The organism is Testudinibacter sp. P17/SS/0325 (genome assembly GCF_053570765.1).
Map to the genome: position 1 here is coordinate 937,909 of NZ_CM131635.1, position 24,125 is coordinate 962,033.

The following is a 24,125-nucleotide window of genomic DNA, read 5'->3' on the forward strand; positions in this document are numbered from 1 at the left end:
ATAACACTATATCGCTTAGTCTAATATAAGAAATAATATTTTATCCCCGCGCTTTACTTTTAAATGCACGTCTTTAGATAAATTAAGGATTTTTCTAACCAAATGAATTTCTTGAGATGTATATTTTTTATTATTGACTAGCTCAATAACATCACCATTTTCCAAACCAAAAGAGTTTAAATAAATTTGATCATTATATACAAGCTCAATTAACCCATCATTATTTTTAACACCAATCATTCGTCGTGGCTCTGGGTCAGAATTAGATGACATTTCGTTATAGTAAAACTTTTGCTTAAAAGGATAAAAGATAAATCTATCAAACCGATCAAAGAAATCAAGACCTAATAGATTTTTATTTATCTTACTATAAATAAAATTCATCCTTTTAATCGGTGGCTCATTACCAAATTCTAAATCCTGTACAAAAACCAAGTCAGAAAATTCTGTTTTATTCATAAAATCAACTGAGTTTCTTATTAAGTTTTTATTATTATAGTTATTCACTATTATATGATTTTTGATAATAGGATCAAGAGATGAGTTGACTGCTCCCGTATCTAATGCAAAATGTAATGTAATCCACTGTTTATTCAGATCTTTAGACTTATTCTTTTTATATAATTTAAAATAAGGATAGTCGTCTGCTCTATAGCTTATAACATTTTTATAATCTTTCTTAATCTTTTTATCTTTATAAATATTCAACTTACCATTATGATTATCCACTTCCCAAATAAACTGGTTAAAAACATCAATACCTAAAATACCATCAATTTTTTCCCCAAGAACGGCTTCAAGATGACTAAGATCTAATGCAATAACTGCACTTGTATAAATTTGCTCTTGCCCTAAAAATATTGTTGGACTATGGTAGTATTGTATATCATTTTTATGATTATGTGCAGATATTAATTTGGTTACTGGCAAATAATAGTCTTGCTCTGTAATTTTTTTGCTGACTTCATCAGCAATTTTTGTATCTAAAACTGTGAAGCCACTCCCTGTATCAAGCATAAAACGGTATTTTTTTTGGTTAATAGAGACATCATATAAATAATATTCACTTTTAAAATCAGAACTATATATTAGTTTATCATTTGCTTTGGATAGTATAGGTACCATAACCAGTATACTAAATAAGAATTTAATTAAAATTTTCATATCATCTTTCATATGAATCTTGCCAAGTAATTTTTTCATTATATCCACCATATTTTAAAACTACCCCAACCACCAGAAATTTGTGTGTATTCGTTTAAGCTTAATATTTTCATACTATATCCTTCTAGATTTAGATAATAATTAAACTATCAAGATAACGATAGTTCTTTATGGTTATAATTATCTTCCTATGATAAAACTAGCCAGCATGCTCTTAAGAAGCGATTAATTGTTATTGATATTAATTTTTATTTCAGTGAGCCTGTTCACAAAATTATCTTTCAACAATTAAAGTTTTGTCGTTTAACTCTCTGTTTTATCTATAGATGTTCAAAAAATCAGCTCAGATTAGTGATAAACAATACCTAAAATCCCCGCAAAAAAAGTGATCTGCACCCCAAAAGTTGGACTGCAAAACTAACTGACTAAGGTGCAGATTTTTATGACTAAATATACCCAAGCATTTAAACAACACACAGTTGAATATTACTTTCAACATGCTCAATCTCTCAGTCAAACATCAAAACACCTTCAAGTTGCACCACGCTGTATTCGTCACTGGGTTGCACAATATCAGTATTCCGGTCTTGATGGGCTAGCCGTCCTACATATACCACGAAAATATAGGCTTGAAGATAAACTGAAAGCCATTGAATATATACAACACACCGAACTGACCTTTGACCAAATTGCACTGAAATTGGGCGTATCAAACGGCAGTGTTGTTTATCAATGGTTGCAACGGTTCAAAAAATTTGGCATAAATGGACTGATTGATAAACCCAAAGGACGACCAACCGTGAATAAACCCAAGAAACCCAAAAAACAGACAAAACCACTGACGGGTTTAGAAGAACTCGAACAAGAGAATCTGCGTTTACGCGCGGAGGTGGCTATTCTAAAAAAGTCGATAGAGTTATCCCTGAAAGACGAAGCCGAAAGGCAGAAATTGTTAAAGCCTTAAGCGGTGATTTTCCGCTTAATTTATTATTAGATATCATTAAGTTAGCCCGAAGCACTTACTTTTACCATCAACAACCGAAGACAGATAAAGAGGCCGATTTAAAAGCGGAAATCCGTCAAATTAAACGAGAGAATCCACAGTATGGCTATCGCCGAGTGACATTGGCACTCGGTACGGTCAATCACAAAAAGGTGCAACGTTTGATTCAGATTATGGGCTTACAGGTGAAAGGGAGGAAAAAACGGAAATATTGTTCTTACAGAGGTGAAGTGGGTCGAATTGCTGATAATCTGTTAGTACGTCATTTTACGGCGGAAAATGCTTACGAGAAGTTAGTGACCGATGTCACTGAATTCAAAGCGAAAGACGGCAATAAAGTGTATTTATCGCCGATTTTAGACTTATTTAATAATGAAGTGATTGCCTATCAACTTGGTCGTCGTCCAAACCGGGCGCCGGTTGAGCAGATGTTGCGACAAGCCGTGAATAAGCTCCCGAAGGAGGCAACGCCGATATTACATTCAGACCAAGGCCGGCAGTATCAAATGCCGTCTTATCGCAAGATATTGGCAGATAATCAAATTCAAATCAGTATGTCAAGAAAGGGAAACTGCTTAGATAATGGCGCAATGGAAAGTTTTTCGGCAGGCTGAAGACAGAATGTTTTTATGTTCGGCAATTTGATACGGCAGATGACATTGAGCAGGCTATTCATCAATATATGCAGTATTACAATACTGAACGAATTCAAGTAAGATTAAAAGGATTAAGCCCGATACAATATCGAACTCAATCCGTTCATTAAGCAGTCCAACTTTTTGGGGTCAGATCATGTCGAGGCGTTTTTTTAGCTGGTTTAGTGATTATTTTTTCAATAAATCACGGATTTCAGTCAATAATTTTTCTTCGGTCGAAGGTTCGGCCGGCGCTTCTTCTGCAGGCGGTTGTTCGCGTTTTAATTTGTTCAACGCTTTGATCATCATAAAGATGGCGAAGGCAACGATGATAAAGTCAAACACATTTTGGATAAATGCGCCGTAGTTTAAGGTGACAGCCGGGGTTTCGCCGACCGCTTGCTGTAACACGATATGCATATCTTTGAAATCCACGCCGCCGGTGAAAATGCCCAAAACCGGCATAACCACGTCGCCAACCAAAGAGCTGACGATTTTACCGAATGCACCGCCGATGATCACACCGACAGCCATATCGACCACATTACCGCGCATGGCGAATTCACGAAATTCTTTGAGCATACTCATAACCAAATCCTCTATTGAAATATAAAAATAAATTGTATAAAAGTTAATCAAAACAATATAGCTGCGTATTATAGTTATCCTTTGTCAGATGTAAAGTTATATTTTTTAAATTTTACATTTTAAATTACAAATCGATTTTTATCGAAAAATGAATAACTTTTAAATATCAAATAAAGAACGGCGTCGGTTGGAATAGTTTTTCGATTTCCGGCACTTGCTTTTTATCGTTTAGGAACAACACGACATGATCGTTGTCTTCGATGATTAAATGATTACCGGCGATTATCACTTGCTCATTACGTAAAATTGCGCCGATGGTACAGCCGCTTGGCAGTTTTAATTCGCTGATTTTACGCCCGACAATATGCGAGGTGTCGCGGTCACCGTGTGCCACGATTTCAATCGCTTCGGCATTACCTTTGCGTAGCGTCGCCACATTGCGCACGTCGCCTTTGCGCACGTGTCCGAGCAGGGCGGAAATGGTGGCTTGTTGCGGGGAAAAACCGATGTCAATGGTGCCGCCTTGAATCAGATTTAAATAGGCAATCCGTTGAATCAGCACCATTGCTTTGGTCGCACCCAGCCGTTTTGCCAACAGTGCCGCCATAATATTGGCTTCGTCGTCGCTGGTGAGCGCAATAAACACATCAATATTTTCAATATGTTCTTCAAACAACAGCGCTTGATCGGAAGCGTCGCCGGCAAACACCATGGTTTTCGACAATTTTTCCGCTAATTGCTCCGCCCGTTGCGGATTGCGTTCAATCAGTTTGACGCGGCAGCGATCTTCCAGGTATTTGGCAAGACCTGCGCCGATATTGCCGCCGCCGATAATCATCACCCGCCGATACGGGCGTTCCAAACGTTGCAATTCACTCATCACCGCACGGATATACGGCGTGGCACAGATAAACACCACTTCGTCACCGGCTTCGATAATGGTCGAGGCTTGCGGGCGGATATAACGCTCCTGACGGGTAATCGAAACAATGCGCGCGTCCAAGTGCGGTAAATGCTCTTTCAGTGCCGAAATGGCATAACCGACCAACGGACCGCCGTAGTAGGCTTTGACGGCGACCAAGCTAATCCGCCCGTCGGCAAAATGGGCGATTTGCAACGCGCCGGGATAATCAATTAAACGGGCAATGTCATCAATCACCAATTTTTCCGGTGCGATAATATGGTCAATCGGGATCACATCGGCTTGGAATAGCTTCTCTTTCTCGCGGATATATTCGTTTTCGCGAATACGCGCAATTTTGCTCGGCGTGCCGAATAGGGTGTAAGCGATTTGACAGGCGACCATATTGTTCTCATCGGAACTGGTAACCGCCACCAACATATCGGCATCGGCCGCGCCGGCTTCGCGCAACACGCGCGGTGACGAACCGTTGCCGAGAATGACGCGCAGGTCGAATTTATCTTGCAACGTATTTAACCGTTCTTGGTTGCTGTCAATCACGGTAATATCGTTATCTTCGCTGACCAAATTTTCCGCCAGCGTGCCGCCGACTTGCCCGGCACCGAGAATGATGATTTTCATACCTGTTTCTCTTGTTTTATGCTGTTTTGCTTAATTTAGCATAATAAAAACCGTCGCCGCCATCGGCTTGCGGTAAAAATTGCCGCCCGCTTGCCTCAGGCTGCCCGAAAATCACCTCTAGTTTTGCGTTGCGATGTTGTGCCAAAAACGCCTCGATTTGTTGCTGATTTTCTTGTTTCAGAACCGAACAGGTGGCATAAACCAAGGTGCCGCCGACTTTTAAGCGAGCCCAAAGTGCGGTCAGAATCTGTTGTTGCAGTTGGCTCAGTCCGTCAATATCTTGTGCCTGACGTAACCATTTAATATCCGGGTGGCGACGGATCACGCCGGTTGCCGAGCAAGGCGCGTCAAGCAAAATCCGATCAAACTGCACCCCGTCGGCGAGCCATTGTTGCGGCTGTGACGCGTCGCCGCACACAATTTCCGCCTGTTGGTTTAGCCGCCGTAGATTGTCTTTCACCCGTTGCAAACGGCCGGCTTCAATGTCCAACGCCATCACCTTGGCTTGCGGCGCACGCTCTAAAATATGGGTGGTTTTGCCGCCCGGCGCGGCACAGGCATCGAGCACTGTTTCACCGTTTTGTGGATCGAGCAGTAACGCCGCCCATTGTGCGTGGCTGTCTTGTACCGTCACCCAACCTTGCTCAAAGTGCGGTAGCTGTTTCACCCCGACCGCACTTTGCAAACGAATGGCGCAATCCGGCGTACCGCTTTCGGCGGCAATGCCTTGTGCATTCAGCAACCGTACATAATCTTGGCTTGAACAATGCCGTTGATTCACCCGCAGCCACATCGGCGGTTGTTGATTATTGGCTTCGACAATCTCACGCCATTGCTCCGGGTAATCTTGTTTTAAGCGATTAACCAGCCATTCCGGGTGCAGGGTTTGCCAATGCTTATCCACCACCGCCAAAATGGCGTCTTGTTCACGCAAAAAGCGGCGCAGAACGCCATTTAACAACGACCGGAAACCATCGGCTTTCAGGCTCTTGCCGGCGTTCACCACTTCATCAACCGCGGCATGCGACGGAATGCGCAGATACAGCAATTGATACAAGCCGACCAACAGCAGACAATGTACAATTCGGGTTTTGCCTTTCAGCGGTTTTTGCACCAATAAGCCGATAATCCGCTCTAAGCGCGGCAAAGTGCGGCATACGCCGAAACAGATCGCTTGCAGCAACGGCAGATCTTGCGCTTTCACGTGGTTTGCGGCTTCCGGTAACAGCGCCGACAACGATTTACCCTGATCGAGCACTTGCAGTAAAATCTGCGCCGCCGCGGCGCGGGCGGAAAGGGATTGGGATGTTTTGATTTTATTCATAATTAAGCCTAATTAAACCAAAGTGCGGTTGAGCGTAAACCACTCACGGCGCGAGTTGAGCAGATCCTGCGCGGACATCGGCTTTTTGCCTGCCGGTTGCAATTGGGTCAGGTTTAACACGCCGTCGGCGGTGGCAATTTGAATGCCGTGTTTGTCCGCCGCCAAAATCGTACCCGCCGGTTGATCCACATGCGGCAGCACATTGGCTTGATAGACTTTGATCGTTTGCGGCTGCCGTTTTTCATCTTCGGTGACAAAATAGCTGATCGGCCACGGGTTAAAGGCACGGATACAGCGTTCCAATTGTGCCGCCGGCAGTTGCCAATCCAGTTTGGCCTCTTCTTTGCTTAACTTTTGCGCATAGTTGCTGCTGTTTTCGTCCTGCTTTTCCGGCGTGAACTGTCCGTTGTCCAAATTATCTAATACCGCCAACAATGCGGGCGGCGCAAGCCGTGCCAGTTTATGGTACAACGAGGCGGACGTTTCGTCAGCCGCCAACGGGCAACGGACTTTGTGCAGCATATCGCCGGTGTCGAGGCCAAGATCCATCTGCATAATGGTGACGCCGCTTTCCGAATCGCCTGCCCAGACCGCTCTTTGAATCGGCGCTGCGCCACGCCAACGTGGTAACAATGAACCGTGCACGTTCAAACAGCCTAAGCGCGGTGCGTCCAATACCGCTTGCGGCAGCAGCAGACCGTATGCCACCACCACCATCACATCGGCATTCAGTGCGGCAAGTTGCCGTTGTGCTTCGGCGTTACGCAACGATTTCGGCTGGTAAACCGGCAAGTTATGCCGTTGCGCCAGTTGTTTGACCGCACTTGGCTGCAATTTTTTACCGCGCCCGGCCGGTTTGTCCGGTTGGGTATACACTGCGATCACATTATGGCGGCTGTCGAGTAAGGCTTGCAAATGCTGTGCTGCGAATTCCGGCGTGCCGGCAAAGATAATATTTAATGGTTTGCTCATCGGTTATGCACTCCTCAAAATAGAGAAAAAAATGAGAGGTTGAGATTGCTGACAAACTTACTTCTCTCCCTCCGTATACGGAGGGAGAGAAATGATTAGAGAAAGGGACTTTGTCATCAGCCTGAACCTCTCAAGCGAGAGGTTCGGCTTATTTTGCTTTCGCGGCTAAACGGTTTTGTTTTTCCATTTTTTGTCGAATGCGATCCCGTTTCAGCGGCGATAAATAATCGACAAACAGCACGCCGTTGAGGTGATCGATTTCATGCTGAATGCAGATTGCCAGCAGTTCGTCGGCTTCAAGGGTGAATTCTTTGCCGTGGCGATCCAAGGCTTTGACCGTGATTTTTTCCTTGCGCGGCACAAGCCCGCGACAGCCGGGAATCGACAAACAGCCTTCTTCAATCCCGGTTTCGCCGGAAGCGGCAAGCACTTCGGGATTAATCAACACAATCTGATTTTGTTTATCGCCTTCGATATCAATGGTAATGATTTGTTGATGAATATCCACCTGTGTCGCCGCCAAGCCGATACCTTCGTCGTGGTACATGGTGTCGAACATATCGTCAATAATCCGGCGGATTTCATCGTTCACCTCCGCCACCGGTACGGCTTTGGTGCGCAGCCGCTCATCAGGATATTTGACAACCGCTAAAATGCTCATAATCGTTTCTCTATTTTGTTTGTGTTATAGTTAATCGGTTATTGTAGCGATTTTTACGCGATAAAGAAATATCCGCTTGCTTTGACAACCAATCGCATTTGCTGTGGTCTAAACTAAGCAGTTATTTTATTAAAGGGAATTTTATTAAGGGGAATGATTATGTTTAAAAAAACATTTATTGCGCTGTTAACCGCAACCGCACTTTTCGCCGGCTTGTCGACGGCGTATGCGGCCGATACGCAAGTGCAGTTTAAAAAAGGACAAACTGCCGCGACTTACAGTGGCAAAATCAAAGGCAGCGAGTATGACAGCTATTTCTTCACCGCCAAACAAGGGCAAGTACTGAAAGTGGATTTGGACACCAAGGCGCACGCCGAAGTGGTGCTGTTCGGACAAGATAATTTCGTTGCCGGAGACAATTATGTGCTGCCGCAAAGTGGTAAATATGAAGTGCGGGTACTGCAAATGCGCACCTTTGCCCGCCGTGGCGCGCAATCGCCGTATTCCTTGACGATTACGATTGAAAACAGCGGCGCGAAAAATACGCCGGCGGCGCAATCACCGCAAAGCGACAGTGCCATATACAAACAACGGTACAGCTGTAAAGATAACAAGGTATTGGAAGTAGTGTATATGAACGCTCCTGATGTAAATTATGCCGTGATTAATCAGGGCGGCGAGATGATCCCGATGAACATTATGCCGATGGCATCCGGCGCCAATTACGCCTCGATTGATCAACATCATGCCTATAAACTTTACACCAAAGGCAACAGCGCCTTCTTGGAGCAAGATGATAAACCGGTGTTGAGTGATTGTGTGGAAGAATGATATTTCCGCGTGGTGCGGCGCAATTTATTGGCGTGAAGCCTTTTTAGGCGTGCCGGGTATTATTTTAGTTCTGACCCTCAGCGGCATATTCAATGGCACGCAGTTGATGGTGATGTTGGGTGCCGCGTTTTCAGTTGCCTTTGGTGCCGCGCGCACCTTGGGCAAACGGCGTTGGGGCGCGATGTTGGCGGCGGTGTTGGGCATGGCGGTTGCCGCCTTTATCGGCTCGATAGCCGGCTTTCATCCGCCGTTAATGCTGATCTTAACCGCACTTTTAGCCGCCGCCTGTGCCGCGTTGGCAAGTTACGACAACAGTTTATGGTGGGTGATGTTGCAGGTCGGCGTGGCGTTTATGATTGCCGGTTACTACCCAAACCACAGCGAACACGCCGCTTTACGCGCACTGGCGGTGTTGTTTGGCGGGCTGTTGCAAATCGGCTGTACGATGTTGTTTGCGCATTTAAGCCCGAAAAATGCCGCACCACTGCCCGATAGTCCGCCGATTGCCAAGAATCAATCTTGGCGCTTTGTGGTGGCGATCGCTCTTGCCGTTGCCGCAGCCTTATACAGTGCGCAATATTTCGGTTTAAAAAATGACTACTGGGCGCCGATGTCGGCATTTTTGATTCTCCGTCCGGTTGCACAAGCCACGCTCACACGCGGTATTAACCGTTTAATCGGTACATTGCTCGGCTGTGTGGTGGCAACTTTGCTGATTTATGCTTTTCACGATAACTTGCCGATATTGGTCTTTTTTCTGCTTTTAACCGTTGCCGGCGCATTGGCAATGCAACGGGCGCACTATGGGCTGTTCAGTTTTATGGTCTCTGCCACCATTGTATTGTTGATTGCGCTCGGTCATGGCGATCCGATTGCCACCACCGAACATCGCCTTATCGCCACCTTACTCGGCGGTGCTATTGCAATAGCAATGGCGAAACTGTTTCGGCTTTAACGGATTTTGCGATCCCCATTCCAAAAATAATCTGTGTGATAAGGCAAAAACGGTGAGGTTTGAGAAAATCACTCACCGTTTTTTCTTTTGTGAAGATGATCCCAATGCCGTTAGAACTATTACTTCGTTTAAATCAAATTCCGCAACTGGGCGCAAGTGCGGTACTACGTTTATTAAAACGCGTAGCGATGACCGATCTTTTGAATTATCGCTCCCCCGAATTGGCAGCGTTGGGCTGGAATGCGGCGCAAATTCAGCGTTGGTTGCAGCCGAAGCAGGAATATATTGAACCGGTTTTGGCGTGGCAGGCGCAAAGTGCGGTCAATCAGGTGATGACAATTTTTGATGAAGATTATCCTTATCTACTGAAACAGAGCGGTTCTGCACCGTTATTGTTATATCTGCAAGGCGACCGCACTTTGTTGGGTGAGCGGCAAATTGCAATGGTCGGCAGCCGCCATTGTTCCGATTATGGCGAATATTGGGCGCGCTATTTTGCCTCGCAACTCAGCCAGCACGGCTTGGTGATTACCAGTGGCATGGCGTTGGGTATCGACAGTTACAGCCACCAAGCCGCCCTCGACAGCGGCGGCAAAACCATTGCGGTGCTCGGCAGCGGTTTAAATCAGCTTTACCCGAAACGCAACTGCCGACTGGCGCAACAGATTATCGAGCAAGGCGCGTTAGTCAGCGAATTTATCCCCGATCAAGCGCCGTTGGCGGAAAATTTCCCGCGTCGCAATCGGATCATCAGTGGTTTGAGTTTGGCAACCTTGGTGGTTGAAGCCGACATCAAGAGCGGTTCGTTAATCACCGCCCGTTATGCCCTCGAACAAAACCGCGATGTGTTCGCCCTGCCCGGCGCAATTCAAAACCAATTCAGCCGCGGCTGCCACGCTTTGATTAAACAGGGTGCATTGCTGGTGGAGAGTTATCAAGATATTTTGGAAAACCTAAGCCGCGACTATTCGCCTTACACCGCACTTGCCGCACCGCCCAAAAAACAGCCTGACGTTGTGCCGAAGTCAGTAGAAAAACCGGTAGCAACGCAGCCAAAACAGGAAGTCAGCCATCCCGAACTCTACCGCTATATCGGTTTCCAAGCGATCAGCCCCGACGACCTCGCCACCGCCGCCAATTTACCGATCACCAACGTGCTGTCACAACTGTTGGAATTGGAATTAGAGGGCGTGATTCGGAGTGTCAGTGGGGGGTATTGTCGGATTTAAACAAGTTTGTTTTTAAAATAATAATTGATTTAAGAACCGCACTTTTGCCGAAAAATTCAATTCAGGATAAGATAGCCGTATTTATCACTTATCAACGGCAACTCTATGCATAAACGACCGCTTTTTGAAACCCCACGCCATACCGAACTTTGTCCGAAGTGCGGTGCGGCGTTGCAGTTGCGGCAGGGGAAAAAAGGGCTGTTTTTGGGCTGTAGCGCATATCCGAACTGTGATTACCTCAAGCCGTTGCAACACAGCGAAAGCAAGGTGCTGAAAGTGTTGCCGCAAGCCTGTCCCGAATGCGGCAATGCGTTGGTGCTGAAACAGGGGCATTACGGCATGTTTATCGGCTGTAGCCATTTTCCCGATTGCCACTATATTGCCCATGACGAAAGCCAAAACCCGCCCGAGAGTGAAGCGGAACTCGCCTGCCCGTCGTGTAAAAAAGGGCATTTGGTGGCGCGGCGCGGGCGGCAGGGCAAGGTGTTTTATGGTTGTGATCAATTTCCTGCCTGCCGTTTTAATTTGGCGCACAAACCCGAAGCGCAATCTTGTCCGAAGTGCGGTTATCCGTTGGCTTTTTATCGACACGATCAGCATTATCAATGTTGTAATAAAGCTTGTCGTCATCAATTTCATCCGGAATCGGCTTAATAGCACAACTTGGCGGATAAAAATGTGATCGAGGTTAAAAAAATGTTATTAAAAGCCCTATATTCCTAGGTTTTATTGTAAGCTCTAACTGCTTTAACATATTTTAGTCTGGTTTTATGTCTAAATATAGGGGGGTATTTTAATGAAACATGAAAATGTCAAAGAGGGTAAGTTTTTACGCACGGTGGAATGGTTAGGCAATGCATTACCGCATCCGGTAACCCTTTTCTTTATTTTTATCATGGTATTATTGGTTTTTTCTGCGCTCGGAGCCTATTTGGGGATTTCGGTACCAGATCCTCGGCCTGAGGGCGCAAGCGGACGTTCGGCAGACGGTATTATTTATGTGGTCAGTTTATTGAACCAAGAGGGTATTGTTAAAATCCTCACCAATTTAGTGAAAAATTTTACCAATTTTGCCCCGCTAGGTACGGTATTGGTTGCCCTTTTGGGGGTTGGGATTGCTGAAAAATCGGGATTATTATCGGCAACCATACGGTTAATGGTGCTTAAAGCGCCACGTAAACTGACCACATTGGCAATTGTTTTTGCTGGTATTATGTCGAATATGGCAGCAGAATTGGGGTATTTAGTGCTGATTCCGCTTGCAGCGATTATTTTTCACTCCTTGGGAAGACATCCGTTGGCGGGCTTGGCGGCGGCGTTTGCCGGCGTTTCCGGCGGTTATTCTGCAAATTTATTGCTTGGTACAATTGATCCGCTACTGGCTGGGATCACTCAACAGGCCGCACAGTTGATTGATCCGACCTATACTGTTGGGGCGGAATCAAACTGGTATTTCATGTTTATCAGCACCTTTTTGATCTCGATTGTCGGTTATTTGGTTACGGAGAAGATTGTAGAACCCCAATTGGGCGTGTATGAGGGAGGGTTTGCTGCTCAGAATGAGCAAGAAATAAAGCGGACTGCCGAAGTGAGCAAACTTGAACGCCAAGGGCTGTGTTATGCCGGATTAACCTTTATTTTGCTGTGCTTGATTTTAGCATGGACGGTTGTGCCGGAGAATGGTTTCTTAAGGAATCCGAAAACCGGTTTAGTGGCGGGCTCTCCTTTTTTAAGCTCAATTGTCGTGTTTATCTTCGTATTATTTGCTGTTCCCGGCATAGTGTATGGTTGGGTAACGAAGAGTATCCGCTCGGATAAAGATGTCGTCAATGCAATGGCTGAGTCGATGAGTACCTTAGGCTTATATTTAGTGATTATCTTTTTTGCCGCGCAATTTGTTGCGTTTTTCAATTGGACCAATATCGGACAAGTGATTGCTGTGAAGGGAGCGAACTTTTTAAATGATATTGGTTTGCGCGGCGGTTTGTTGTTCATGGGATTTATTTTAATCTGTGCTTTTATCAATCTTATGATTGGATCCGCCTCGGCGCAATGGGCGGTGACAGCACCGATTTTTGTCCCAATGCTCATGTTGTCGGGTTATGCGCCGGAAACCATTCAAGCGGCATATCGAATCGGTGATTCCGTAACCAACATCATTACGCCGATGATGAGCTATTTCGGCTTAATTATGGCAACGGTGATTAAATATAAAAAAGATGCCGGTGTGGGCACATTGGTTTCCATGATGTTGCCGTATTCCGCCATATTTTTGGTTGGTTGGTCATTACTTTTCTTTGTATGGGTATTTGTGTTTAATTTGCCGGTTGGTCCGGGTTCTCCAATCCACTATCCGGCATAACCTGTCATTGTTATTTAATCTTTGGTGTGACGGCAACCGAGGTCGTTACACCAATTTTTATTCTAAGTTTAATCTGCTAATATATTGACGATTTGACTTTTGATGATTTTATAATGACCTATACTTTACAACAGCTTGTTTCCCACTTAAAACACCAACAGGTGATAGCCTACCCGACCGAAGCGGTGTTCGGGCTGGGTTGTGATCCGTTGAGTGAAAGTGCGGTTTTAACCTTACTCGAATTAAAACAACGCCCTATTGAAAAAGGCTTAATCGTGATTGCACCGCACTTGGATTATCTATTGCCGTTTATTGATCAATCGCGTTTGCAAGCCGAGCATTGGCAACGGTTACAAGCCGATACTGATCGCGCGATTACTTGGCTCGTGCCGAAAAGTGCGCAAACCCCCGATTTCCTTAGTGGTAAATTTGACACTATCGCCGTGCGCTTATGCCGCCACCCTGCGGTGACCGCACTTTGCCAAACGGCGCAAACCGCGCTGACCTCCACCAGTGCCAATCTCAGCGGCTTGCCGCCTTGCCGCACCGCACAAGAGGTGCGCTTGCAATTCGGCGCAGATTTTCCGGTGTTGGAAAGTGCGGTCGGCGGCGCACAAAACCCGTCGGAAATTCGTGATATTTTTAGTCATCAAGTGATTAGGGCATAGTATGCTGAAAGCAACAATTGAAGTTAATCAAGAACTGAGGTTACAACAACTCACAGAAAGTGATGCACACTGGGTTTTTCAGGCGATAGCGCAAAATCGCACGTATTTGGGGCGTTGGTTGCCGTTTATTGCAAGCACTCAGCAAGTGTCGGATTCGCTGGAGTTTATCCAATCTTTGCAGCAAAACAGACTGGCGCAGGTGTTTAAAATTCATTATCAAGGACAAGGTTGCGGTTTAATTGGTTTTAATTCTGCGGATAGTAGCAATGCTAAAGCGGAAATTGGCTATTGGTTGTGTGAGGATTTTCAGCATAAAGGCATTATGACATTAGCAACCGAGGCTTTATTGGATTATGGCTTCCGAGAGTTGGGGTTTAACCGCATTCAAATTAAATGTGCACTTGGTAATCATGCGAGCCGTGGCATTCCTCAACGTTTAGGGCTTATTTTGGAAGATATTGAACGACAAGGCATTTTATTGAGCAGCGGTGAATTTGCTGATTTTGAAATTTATAGTATGTTAAAACAAGAGTGGAAAAAATGAACAGCTATGCAGACAGCCATGCCAACAAATACGCCGTGTGGGGCAATCCGATTGCACAAAGCAAATCGCCGGAAATTCAACAGCATTTTGCGGCGCAACAAGGTGTCGCGTTGAATTATGAACGTAAATTGGGCGACGAAGTGCGGTTTGAGCAACAGCTCGCCGATTTTTTTGCCGACGGTGGGCAGGGGTGTAATATCACTGCGCCGTTTAAAGAGCGAGCGTTTGCTTTGGCGGATTTGCACAGTGAACGCTGTTTGACCGCAGAAGCCTGCAACACTTTGAAAAAGTTGCCCGACGGACGGTTATACGCCGACAACACCGATGGCGCAGGTTTGGTCAGTGATTTGCAACGTTTAGGCTGGCTGCAACCGCAACAACAGATTCTTATTCTTGGCGCAGGCGGTGCAACCAAAGGCGTGCTGCTGCCGTTATTGCAAGCCCAGCAACAGATCATGCTGGCAAACCGCACTTTAGCAAAAGCACAGCAACTGGCGGATAAATTTCAGCCTTACGGCAACATTCAAGCAGTGGAATTGGAACAAATTCCGGTGAAGCCGTTTGATGTGGTTATCAATGCCACCTCGTTAGGCTTACAAGGCAAAGTGATTGAAATTAATCCCGAAATCATACAAAAGTGCGGTCTGGCGTATGATATGCAATATGCCAAAGGTGCAGACACCCCGTTTATCACATGGGCAAAACAGTGCGGAGCAAGCAAAACCGCCGACGGCATCGGTATGTTAATCGCACAAGCCGCCCATGCATTTGAGTTATGGTTTGGGGTGATGCCGCGGACAAGCGCACTTTTGCAAAAGTAGACTTCATTCTAAGCCTTAAATGCTGACCTCGCCACGAACGATAATTTTTGAAATATCGGCATTAGGCTTTTCTATTGAGCGAATGGCTAGATTAATTGCCTGATAGCCGATTTCATACAAATTATGTGAGATACAAGGTATTTTAAAACCATAAATTTCAGCATAGGGTACATTATCTATGCTAAATAAATCAAAATCTTGTTTAAAAGTTAATCCGGCTTCAATACAGGCTTTTAAAATGCCAAGTGAAATTTGATTATTCATTCCGGCAAAAACCACCTTATTTTTATTGGTTCTAAGATAAGATTTGGTCGTGTGATAAGCAGCTTCCATAAAAAAATCGGCGTGGAAAATCGTCAGATTTTTGCTTTTATCAATAACAGAAGTAAGACCTCTCACCCGATCAGTTGATACATTAGAATATTCCGGTCCTGCGATGACAACAACATTTTGATAATTAGTTAGATTAATATAATTAGCAACTTCTGTTCCACAGTGTAAGTTATCAATATAAATACCACTATATTCCGAGTTGCCGATTTCTCGGTCAATTAAAATCACCGGAATATTGAGTGATTTTAATTTTTGCAAATAGTCGGGTTGGTAATTTCTGTCGGAAGAAATTACCGATAAAACAATGGCATCGACTCCATAGCTAATCATCCGTTGGATTGATTGCGTCTCAACTTCTTCAGATTCGTAGGAATCAAACATCAAAATATCATACTCTAATTCTGATGATATTTTACTCATGATTTTTGCCAATTCGCCAAAAAAGGGATTGCTCATATTTGGATTAACAATTCCAATCAGCTTATTTTTTTTCGACTTTATATTGCTCGTATTGGAAAAATAACCCATCTGTTCAGCAATAGTTAAGATTTTATCGCGAGTTTCGGCTTTTACTTTACCAGGATCAGATAATGCGCGTGATACCGTTATTTTGCTGAGACCTGATGCCAGTGCAATATGTTCTAATTTAATTTTTTTTGATGATGAAGTCATAGTTATACTCTTATTACCGCCGGATCGGTAAAGATATCAAATTCGTCACGGCTTTGGCTTGAAAACTCCGCTATGACAGCACCGTCATTACCGGCTTGAAACCAATGTTTGGTGTCGGGTGCAATGGTATATTGTTCTCCGGGTTGAAGGTGAATTTCGTGTTTTGCGGTGTACCATTGCTGATGATCTTGTGGTGGAATTGCCTGAGGATTTTCGGTTGGCAGCCCTTCAACATAGAGATAAACCTCACCAAATAAACAACGGAAAGTTTCTTGTTTGCCGATATTATTTTCAAATGGTGGGTGGCGATGTTCAGGACAATTTTGTTGTGGAAACAAAACTAATTGCTTCGCACAATAGCGTTCGTTATTGATGAAAGTAATGAGCTGTAGCCCCATCTGTTCTAGCTTACCCAATTTAAAATCGGTGATTTCAATGTTTGCTTTATCTTGCGCCGACAGTATCGTACCTGCTTTTGCCAGTAAAGCAATTGTTCTTTCTATGATTTCAGAATGATCATTTTTATTCATTTTTCACCTCAAATATTGTTAATTTTATCGGTTAAGCCGTATTAGTAAGTGAGCTATTATTGATAATAAGCCAATTATAACGAGAAAATGTGATCTGCGTTGCAATTATCATCACGAATATTCGGGTAATCTTCCATTTTGTGATCTTTGACACATTATTATCATTAAAATGATATTAAATTATCAATAAATGATTTTCATATCATTTATTGAGGTTTAAAAATTCAATCAACTATCGAGGAAATGGCAATGAAAGCATTAGTTTTGGACTCGGGAAAGTTATATATCCGCGATAAAAACGTAGAAACCACCGTAGGCGATGATGATGTTGAGATCAAAATACATACTGTCGGGATTTGTGGCAGTGATGTGCATTATTATCAACATGGCAGAATCGGTCCTTTTGTGGTTGAAGAACCGATGATTTTAGGGCATGAAGCCTCCGGTGTCGTGACCAAAATCGGAAAAAATGTCACCCATCTTGCGGTTGGTGATCGGGTTTGTATGGAGCCGGGCATTCCTAATTTATCATCAATGCAGTCTAAATCCGGATTTTATAATTTAGATCCTGAAGTGCGGTTTTGGGCAACGCCGCCGATTGACGGTTGTTTAAGGGAGAGCGTAGTTCATCCAGCGGCATTTACCTTTAAATTGCCTGAGCACTTGAGTTTTGCGGAAGGAGCTATGGTTGAACCGTTGGCGATAGGTATGCAATCAGCAACAAAGGCACAAATTAAACCGGGTGATATTGCATTGGTTGTCGGTGCAGGCACGATTGGGGTTTTGACCGCACTTTCTGCTTTAGCCGGTGGTTGTGCTGAGGTGATTATTTGTGATGTAGTGGACGAAAAATTAGCCATTGCAGGGCAATATGCAGGAATTCATCCGATTAACAGTAAAACGTCCGATTTATTGGCGTTTGTACATCGTTTGACAAACGGAGCAGGTGTTGATGTGTTGTTTGAATGTAGCGGTGCTGCTGCGGTGATTGAGAGTTTACCGACCTATATGGCGCCCGGTTCAACCGCAGTATTAGTCGGTATGCCGGTTTCACCTGCTCCGGTTGATATTGTCGCTGCGCAAGCAAAAGAGATTACCTTCAAGACAATCTTCCGCTATGTCAATATGTATCCAAGAACCATTCGCTTGTTGGCATCAGGTAAATTAGATATTAAACCTTTAATTTCATATGTTTATAAGTTTGAAGAATCTATCGAGGCTTTTGACAGGGCAGCTTCTGCAAATCCTAATGATGTCAAAATTATGATTGAAATGGAGTAAAAAATGGGAATTTATGCCGGCGTTGATTGTGGTACACAAAGTACCAAAGTGATTTTAATTGATACGGAAATGGGCGAGATTTTAGGATTGGGTAGTGCGCCCCATCAATTAATCAGTGAAAGTAATGGAAAAAGAGAACAGCAACCTGAATGGTGGATTTCCGCGTTTCAGCAAGCTTTTTCCAATGCCATAAAAAATGCCGGCATTACGCCTGAAAAAATTCATGCAATCTCGATTTCTGGACAGCAGCACGGCTTAGTGGTGTTAGACAAAGTAGGCAACCCTTTATGTCCGGCGAAATTGTGGTGTGATACGGAAACAAACGATGAAAATGAAGCCTTATTAACTGCGCTGGGCGGAGCAGAGACTTGCTTAGAAAAGTTAGGCTTGGTTCTTGCAACCGGTTATACCGCCTCGAAATTACTTTGGTTAAAGCGACATCAGCCCGAAGTGTGGAGCAAGATTGATACGGTGTTGTTGCCACATGATTATCTGAATTACTGGCTGAGCGGCAATAAGGTGATGGAGTTTGGTGATGCGTCGGGAACAGGATTATTCAATATTTATCAGCGTGACTGGGATCAACGCATTATTCGTTTAATTGATGATAGCGGTGTATTAGAAAAGGCATTACCAAGATTAATTCGCCACAATCAAGCGGTAGGAACGGTGTTGCCTGAGATTGCAACAATATTGGGATTAAATCCCAACACCTTAATTGCAGCTGGCAGCGGCGACAACATGATGGGTGCAATAGGAACAGGAAATATTGAAGCCGGAATAGTCACATTAAGTTTAGGTACATCAGGCACATTATACGCTTATTCTGAGCAACCGATTAAACCGGTTTCGGCGGCTATTGCGAATTTTTGTTCTGCGAACAATGGTTGGTTGCCCTTAATTTGTACCATGAATGTCACTTCAGCAACGTCCTTAGTACAAGATCTGTTTCAATTAAATTTGGGAGACTTTAATAAGCAATTAAAAAGTTCACCACTTGGTGCAGACGGTGTAATGGTGTTGCCGTTTTTCAATGGTGAACGAGTCCCTTCTTTACCCATCGCCAAAGCCAGTATTCACGGCTTAGATAATAAAAATTTCACCAGTGAAAATGTATGTAGGGCGACAGTTGAAGGTATTACTTTTGGGTTGCGTTATGGCTTGACGTTATTTAAGCAGTCAGGGATAGAAATTTCACAAATCCGTTTGATTGGTGGTGGGGCGAAAAGTGAAATATGGCGACAAATTGTCGCCGATATAATGAATTGTGAAGTGATTTGTTTGAGAAATAGTGAAGCAGCTGCTCTAGGGGCAGCAATTCAGGCTGCTTGGCTTCATCAATTACAACAACCTAATCAGTCACGAGATGAAAAAACACTGTTTAAGGAAATTAATCAACGCTTTGTTGTGTTAGACAAAACAACATTGACTTTACCGAATACAAGTTGTGTTGCGCAATATAACGATATTTATTTTAAATATGTACGTTTATTAACAGAATATTATTTAGAGAAATAAATATGGAAAATACAGCAGATTATTTATTGGAAGTCACCGGTGTACGTAAAGCGTTTGGCGAAGTAGTTGCTTTAAAACAAGTTGAGTTTATTCTGAAAAGAGGATCAATTCATGCTTTGTGTGGGGGTAATGGAGCCGGGAAATCGACATTCCTCAGCATTTTAATGGGGTTCATCACACCGGATAGTGGACATATTTTTGTCAATGGCAAAGAGCAACATTTTGAAAATCCAAAACAAGCATTAGCAGCAGGAATCACGATAGTACAGCAAGAGCTGAGTACGATCCCGGATTTGTCTGTAGCAGAAAATATCTATTTGGGTAATGAACCGAAAAAGATGGGTTTTGTTGATTTTTCACAATTAAATCAGCAGACACAAAATTTATTAGATGATTTAGGATTTGATGATATTTCGCCACAAGCAAAAATGCGTGATTTAAGTGTTGCAGAACAACAGTTGGTTGAAATAGCAAAAGCTTTATCACATTCTAATGCCGATATTATCATTATGGACGAACCAACTTCTGCAATTGGAGAAGAAGATGTCCAGAAACTATTTCAGTCAATAAGAGCATTGGCAGAAAAAGGGAAAGGAATAATTTATGTATCCCATCGTTTATCAGAAATTTTTGAATTAGCGGATATGTTTACTATTTTTCGCGATGGTAGTTATATTTGTGAAGGCGAAATTAAGGATATAACCAGGGAAAAACTGATCGAACATATTATCGGAGGGGAGTTAAGTCAAGAATTTGCGAAATTTAATACGCCTTCGGATAATATCGTATTAGAGCTTGATTCATTAAGTTGGAAAAATAAATTACATCAAATTAATTTTCAACTTCGACAGGGTGAAATTTTAGGTATTTATGGTTTAGTCGGATCAGGACGGAGCGAATTGTTAGATATTATTTTCGGTTTGGAACAAGCGGATCAAGGCAGTATTTATTTTCAAGGGCATAAACTGGCACGCCATTCCGTCAAAAAAGCGATTGATTTAGGATTGGCTTATGTAACTGAAGACAGAAAAGCTAGTGGTTTGGTTTTATGCCGTTCAGTCGCTGAAAATATTGATTTATCTTCTTTAAACCAAATCAGCCGCTTTCATTTTATTAATCAATTTAAATCTAAAACACGCACACGAGAAATGATTAATAAATTTAATATTAAAACCCCAAATGAAGAACAGTTGGTGATTAATTTAAGTGGCGGTAATCAACAAAAAGTGATTTTAGGCAAATGGGCATTGTTAGAACCGAAAATTTTGCTGCTTGATGAGCCGACAAGGGGAATTGATGTCGGTGCAAAAAAAGAAATATATCACTTTATGTCGGATTTCGCCCAAAAAGGTAAATCCATCATTATGGTTTCTTCTGAGCTTTCAGAAATTATCGGCATGAGTGATCGGGTTATTGTCTTAAAAAATGGAAAAATAAACGGTGTTTTGACAAGAGATGAATTAACACAAGCAACACTGATGAACTTGTCCGTCTGATTTATAATAAAGGTAAAATTATGAATAATATGTTATTGCTAAATAAGCTTGATTATAAGAAAACATTAAATCGCTACGGAATTATTTTTGCATTTATTGCATTATGTTTGGCGATTGCGATTGCTGGTGAAATTTCAGTTTATTATGGAAATTGGGCAGACAACTACTTTTTAAGTAGAGATAATGCGTTGATTATTTTGCGACAGGTGTCTATCAATGGCATTTTAGCAATAGGCATGACATTCGTAATTATTACTGCAGGTGTAGATTTATCTGTTGGAGCAGTGTTGGCTCTAGCCGGTATTATTTCTGCACGTTTTGCAACTAGCGGTAGCCTTGCAATTGGCGATACTGATATGGCGCTTTGGTTGCCGGTTTTTATTGCAATTACGGTGGGCGCATTGGCTGGTTTTATTAATGGTGCGGTGATTGCTAAATATAATTTACAGCCCTTTATCGTTACGATGGGAATGTTATCAATTGCACGTGGATTAACCTTACTTTCAACCGATGGTAACCCTGTTTCGCAATTAAATCCAGATTTTCGCTGGTTAGGAAACGGTTATTTATTTGACAGTATTCCTATTCCGGTGGTGGTGTTTATTTTCATCTTTGTGATTGCGTGGATCATTTTAAATAAAATGCCGTTTGGACGTTATATTTATGCTGTCGGTGGAAATGAAAAAAGCACCCGCACTTCAGGGATTAATGTATTTCAAATTAAAGTCTTAGTTTATACTTTCTGTGGTGTTCTAGCTGCGATAGCAGGGTTAATTTTGACTGCAAGAACCGGCTCGGCACAAACAAATGCAGGAACAGCTTACGAACTTGATGCGATTGCTGCGGTTGTGATTGGCGGAACGAGTATGGTTGGTGGGGTCGGGACATTGATGGGAACGTTTTTCGGAATTTTGATTATCGGGGTCTTGAATAATGGATTGGATTTGTTGGGGGTGCAGTCGTATTACCAACAACTGATAAAAGGTGTACTTATTGTTGTTGCCGTGATGTTAGATCCATCACGCAAACAACGTCGATAATGTGTTGTTGTATGACACGGTTTTCTCAACTTAAAGAGGATTTATTTTATGAAAAAATGGCTCTTAACATCAGTTGCATTGGCAGTTTCAACCACAGCAGTTGCACAAAAACCACCCGTTAAAATTTCAATTTTAATGTATGGAATGAAAGCGGAATTTGTGCAATTAATGGAAAAAGCAGCAAAGGATCATCCTGCTGTAAAACAAGGATTAGCAACCTTAACCATTTATGATGGTCGTTATGATCCGTTGGTACAAAATAATCAGGCAGAAACCGCAATTCAAACTAAAACTGATGCGATTATTATTAATCCGATGGACTATGAAGCAAATATTGATGTTGTGACGATGGCGAATAAAGCGAATATTCCGGTCGTGGTGACAAATGCGCGTTTAAATACCGACAAAATGACAAGCGAAGTGGTGTCTGATGATGTTGAAGGCGGATATTTGGAAGCGAAAGCGGTATTGGAAAAAATGAACTGCAAAGGTAATGTTGTGATTATTGAAGGTCCGAAAGGTGGTTCTGGTGAAATCCAGCGTGGACAAGGTAATGAACGCGCTATTGCTGAATGCGGTGAAGGAAATATTAAAATTTTAGAACGGAAAACTGCGAACTGGTCACGCTCTGAAGCTATTCCTCTAATGGAAAACTGGTTACAAAAACATCGTGGTAAAATTAATGGGGTGATAGCACAAAATGATGAAATGGCACTCGGCGCAATTGAAGCGATTCAAAGCGCGGGACTAAATGTGTATGATTTTGCGATTGCTGGTGTTGACGGTGTAAGTGATGCGATTCATGCCGTAAAAGAGAAGAAAATGACTTCAATTTTACAAGATGCCAGAGGACAAATTCACGGTTCGATAGATGTTGCGATGAAAGCAGTAGTTGGCGACGGTTATCAACCGATGTCAGATATTTGGCAGCAATATCAAGGAAAAATGGATTGGAATGATGGCAAATCTAAACGGTATGATGTCCCGTGGACGGTTGTAACCTTAGAAAATGCCGATCATTTGTTGGATATGCGTAAATAATAAATGCGCAATCTGCTAATGATGTATTTATGACTTAAACTGACCGCACTTTTACCTATTTTATGCTAAAAGTGCGGTTATTTTTTGCTTAACCAAAGATTTTAAACCGTTGTTCATCGTCCATATAGGTTTTTTCTCCCGCTGCCGCTTCGATACTGCCGAATGGCATTTGTGCGCGCAGTTTCCAGCTTGCCGGAATGCCCCAGGTTTTTGCCACTTCTTGGTCGATAATCGGATTGTAGTGTTGTAGGGTCGCGCCTAAACCGGCTTCGGTTAATGCCAGCCACACCGCATATTGCGCCATGCCGCCGGATTGTTCCGACCAAATCGGGAAGTTTTCGGCATAAGTTGCGAATTGCCGTTGTAAACCGGTTACTACGTCTTGATCTTCAAAATAGAGTACGGTGCCGAAACCCGCTTTGAAATAGCTGTTCACTTTGGTTTCCGTTGCCGCAAATGCGTCGGTAGGCACGATTTTACGCAGCGTGTCTAATACGATATCCCATAGTTTTTCGTGTTCCGCACCGAATAGCACCACGACACGCGAAGATTGTGAATTGAATGATGATGGCGCCTCGCGCACGGTTTGTTTAATCAGTGCGGTCAGGCTGTCTTTGGATAGTTCAACGTTTTTGCCGATACTGTAAATCGAACGACGAGCCTTTTGTAATTGGTTAAATGCAGACATAGTGTTTTCTCCTGATTTGGCTGTGATTTTCGCTATCTTATTTTGAACAATTGCTATTGTAAATGGTGAAAATGTTGATACATCGTTTCACCACAGGAAATTATCATGCGCCAAAGTGCGGTTTAATAAAGAATAAAATAGCAATTAAAGCAATTTTATAGTGTTTTTTTAAAACAAATTGCTTTTTTTGGCTAAAAATATGCTATATAGTGGCGAAGTTTAGATA

Annotated in this window: 22 protein-coding genes and 1 pseudogene; 14 read left to right on the forward strand and 9 right to left on the reverse strand. The window is 43.2% G+C overall.

Features of this window, described 5'->3' with window-relative positions:
- Positions 1-15: 15 nt before the first annotated feature.
- Complete coding sequence (locus ACWA50_RS04450; RefSeq protein WP_431054112.1) at positions 16-1,203, reverse strand: aspartyl protease family protein; 1,188 nt, start codon at positions 1,201-1,203, stop codon at positions 16-18.
- 403 nt (positions 1,204-1,606) lie between these two features.
- Here ACWA50_RS04450 and ACWA50_RS04455 point away from each other — a divergent pair.
- A pseudogene (locus ACWA50_RS04455) lies at positions 1,607-2,933 on the forward strand (IS3 family transposase).
- A 58-nt stretch (positions 2,934-2,991) separates the two neighbouring features.
- Here the strand turns inward: ACWA50_RS04455 and mscL are convergent.
- The 5 genes from mscL to def form a co-directional block, all read right to left on the reverse strand.
- A complete protein-coding gene (gene mscL, locus ACWA50_RS04460) occupies positions 2,992-3,390 on the reverse strand; it encodes a large-conductance mechanosensitive channel protein MscL (protein WP_431054113.1) in 399 nt (132 codons plus the stop codon).
- Between the two features lie 166 nt (positions 3,391-3,556).
- Positions 3,557-4,933, reverse strand: a complete 1,377-nt coding sequence (gene trkA / locus ACWA50_RS04465; RefSeq protein WP_431054114.1) for a Trk system potassium transporter TrkA — start codon at positions 4,931-4,933, stop codon at positions 3,557-3,559.
- Between the two features lie 16 nt (positions 4,934-4,949).
- Positions 4,950-6,257, reverse strand: a complete 1,308-nt coding sequence (gene rsmB, locus ACWA50_RS04470; protein WP_431054115.1) for a 16S rRNA (cytosine(967)-C(5))-methyltransferase RsmB — start codon at positions 6,255-6,257, stop codon at positions 4,950-4,952.
- 12 nt (positions 6,258-6,269) lie between these two features.
- Positions 6,270-7,229: a methionyl-tRNA formyltransferase gene (gene fmt, locus ACWA50_RS04475; protein ID WP_431054116.1), complete on the reverse strand. Its 960-nt coding sequence runs from the start codon at positions 7,227-7,229 to the stop codon at positions 6,270-6,272.
- Positions 7,230-7,377: 148 nt separating this feature from the next.
- Positions 7,378-7,890 carry a peptide deformylase gene (gene def / locus ACWA50_RS04480; RefSeq protein ID WP_431054117.1) on the reverse strand — a complete coding sequence of 171 codons (513 nt, stop codon included), beginning with the start codon at positions 7,888-7,890 and terminating at the stop codon, positions 7,378-7,380.
- A 159-nt stretch (positions 7,891-8,049) separates the two neighbouring features.
- On the opposite strand from def, the gene ACWA50_RS04485 reads away from it, so the two are divergent.
- From ACWA50_RS04485 to aroE, 8 genes are all read left to right on the forward strand, one after another.
- A complete protein-coding gene (locus ACWA50_RS04485; protein ID WP_431054118.1) occupies positions 8,050-8,721 on the forward strand; it encodes an MliC family protein in 672 nt (223 codons plus the stop codon).
- On the forward strand, positions 8,708-9,676 hold the full coding sequence (locus ACWA50_RS04490; protein WP_431054119.1) for an FUSC family protein: 969 nt from the start codon (positions 8,708-8,710) through the stop codon (positions 9,674-9,676). Before ACWA50_RS04485 ends, ACWA50_RS04490 begins: the two co-directional genes overlap by 14 nt.
- Positions 9,677-9,780: 104 nt before the next feature.
- Positions 9,781-10,905, forward strand: coding sequence for a DNA-processing protein DprA (dprA, locus tag ACWA50_RS04495; RefSeq protein ID WP_431054120.1), 1,125 nt, complete (start codon positions 9,781-9,783; stop codon positions 10,903-10,905).
- 105 nt (positions 10,906-11,010) lie between these two features.
- Positions 11,011-11,559 (forward strand): DNA topoisomerase family protein, encoded by a 549-nt coding sequence (locus ACWA50_RS04500; protein WP_431054121.1) that lies wholly within the window; start codon positions 11,011-11,013, stop codon positions 11,557-11,559.
- 142 nt (positions 11,560-11,701) lie between these two features.
- On the forward strand, positions 11,702-13,267 hold the full coding sequence (locus ACWA50_RS04505) for an AbgT family transporter (protein WP_431054122.1): 1,566 nt from the start codon (positions 11,702-11,704) through the stop codon (positions 13,265-13,267).
- Positions 13,268-13,380: 113 nt separating this feature from the next.
- Positions 13,381-13,935, forward strand: coding sequence for a Sua5/YciO/YrdC/YwlC family protein (locus tag ACWA50_RS04510; RefSeq protein ID WP_431054123.1), 555 nt, complete (start codon positions 13,381-13,383; stop codon positions 13,933-13,935).
- A gap of 1 nt (position 13,936) precedes the next feature.
- Complete coding sequence (locus ACWA50_RS04515; protein ID WP_431054124.1) at positions 13,937-14,479, forward strand: GNAT family N-acetyltransferase; 543 nt, start codon at positions 13,937-13,939, stop codon at positions 14,477-14,479.
- On the forward strand, positions 14,476-15,300 hold the full coding sequence (aroE, locus tag ACWA50_RS04520; RefSeq protein WP_431054125.1) for a shikimate dehydrogenase: 825 nt from the start codon (positions 14,476-14,478) through the stop codon (positions 15,298-15,300). Before ACWA50_RS04515 ends, aroE begins: the two co-directional genes overlap by 4 nt.
- Positions 15,301-15,315: 15 nt before the next feature.
- Here aroE and ACWA50_RS04525 read toward each other — a convergent pair whose 3' ends face one another.
- Both ACWA50_RS04525 and ACWA50_RS04530 read right to left on the reverse strand, forming a co-directional pair.
- Complete coding sequence (locus tag ACWA50_RS04525) at positions 15,316-16,305, reverse strand: LacI family DNA-binding transcriptional regulator (RefSeq protein WP_431054126.1); 990 nt, start codon at positions 16,303-16,305, stop codon at positions 15,316-15,318.
- A 2-nt stretch (positions 16,306-16,307) separates the two neighbouring features.
- The gene (locus ACWA50_RS04530) at positions 16,308-16,835 is read right to left on the reverse strand and encodes a D-lyxose/D-mannose family sugar isomerase (protein ID WP_431054127.1); all 528 of its coding nucleotides are present in this window, start codon (positions 16,833-16,835) and stop codon (positions 16,308-16,310) included.
- A gap of 249 nt (positions 16,836-17,084) precedes the next feature.
- Here ACWA50_RS04530 and ACWA50_RS04535 point away from each other — a divergent pair, with 249 nt between their 5' ends.
- The 5 genes from ACWA50_RS04535 to ACWA50_RS04555 are packed head-to-tail and all read left to right on the forward strand — an operon-like array spanning position 17,085 to position 23,211.
- On the forward strand, positions 17,085-18,116 hold the full coding sequence (locus tag ACWA50_RS04535) for an NAD(P)-dependent alcohol dehydrogenase (protein WP_431054128.1): 1,032 nt from the start codon (positions 17,085-17,087) through the stop codon (positions 18,114-18,116).
- Between the two features lie 9 nt (positions 18,117-18,125).
- Complete coding sequence (gene xylB / locus ACWA50_RS04540; RefSeq protein ID WP_431054288.1) at positions 18,126-19,634, forward strand: xylulokinase; 1,509 nt, start codon at positions 18,126-18,128, stop codon at positions 19,632-19,634.
- 2 nt (positions 19,635-19,636) lie between these two features.
- Positions 19,637-21,130: a sugar ABC transporter ATP-binding protein gene (locus ACWA50_RS04545; protein ID WP_431054129.1), complete on the forward strand. Its 1,494-nt coding sequence runs from the start codon at positions 19,637-19,639 to the stop codon at positions 21,128-21,130.
- A 29-nt stretch (positions 21,131-21,159) separates the two neighbouring features.
- Positions 21,160-22,170 (forward strand): ABC transporter permease, encoded by a 1,011-nt coding sequence (locus ACWA50_RS04550; protein WP_431054289.1) that lies wholly within the window; start codon positions 21,160-21,162, stop codon positions 22,168-22,170.
- 48 nt (positions 22,171-22,218) lie between these two features.
- Positions 22,219-23,211, forward strand: a complete 993-nt coding sequence (locus ACWA50_RS04555) for a substrate-binding domain-containing protein (protein ID WP_431054130.1) — start codon at positions 22,219-22,221, stop codon at positions 23,209-23,211.
- An 88-nt stretch (positions 23,212-23,299) separates the two neighbouring features.
- Here ACWA50_RS04555 and ACWA50_RS04560 read toward each other — a convergent pair whose 3' ends face one another.
- A complete protein-coding gene (locus ACWA50_RS04560; RefSeq protein WP_431054131.1) occupies positions 23,300-23,899 on the reverse strand; it encodes a nitroreductase family protein in 600 nt (199 codons plus the stop codon).
- Between the last annotated feature and the right edge of the window lie 226 nt (positions 23,900-24,125).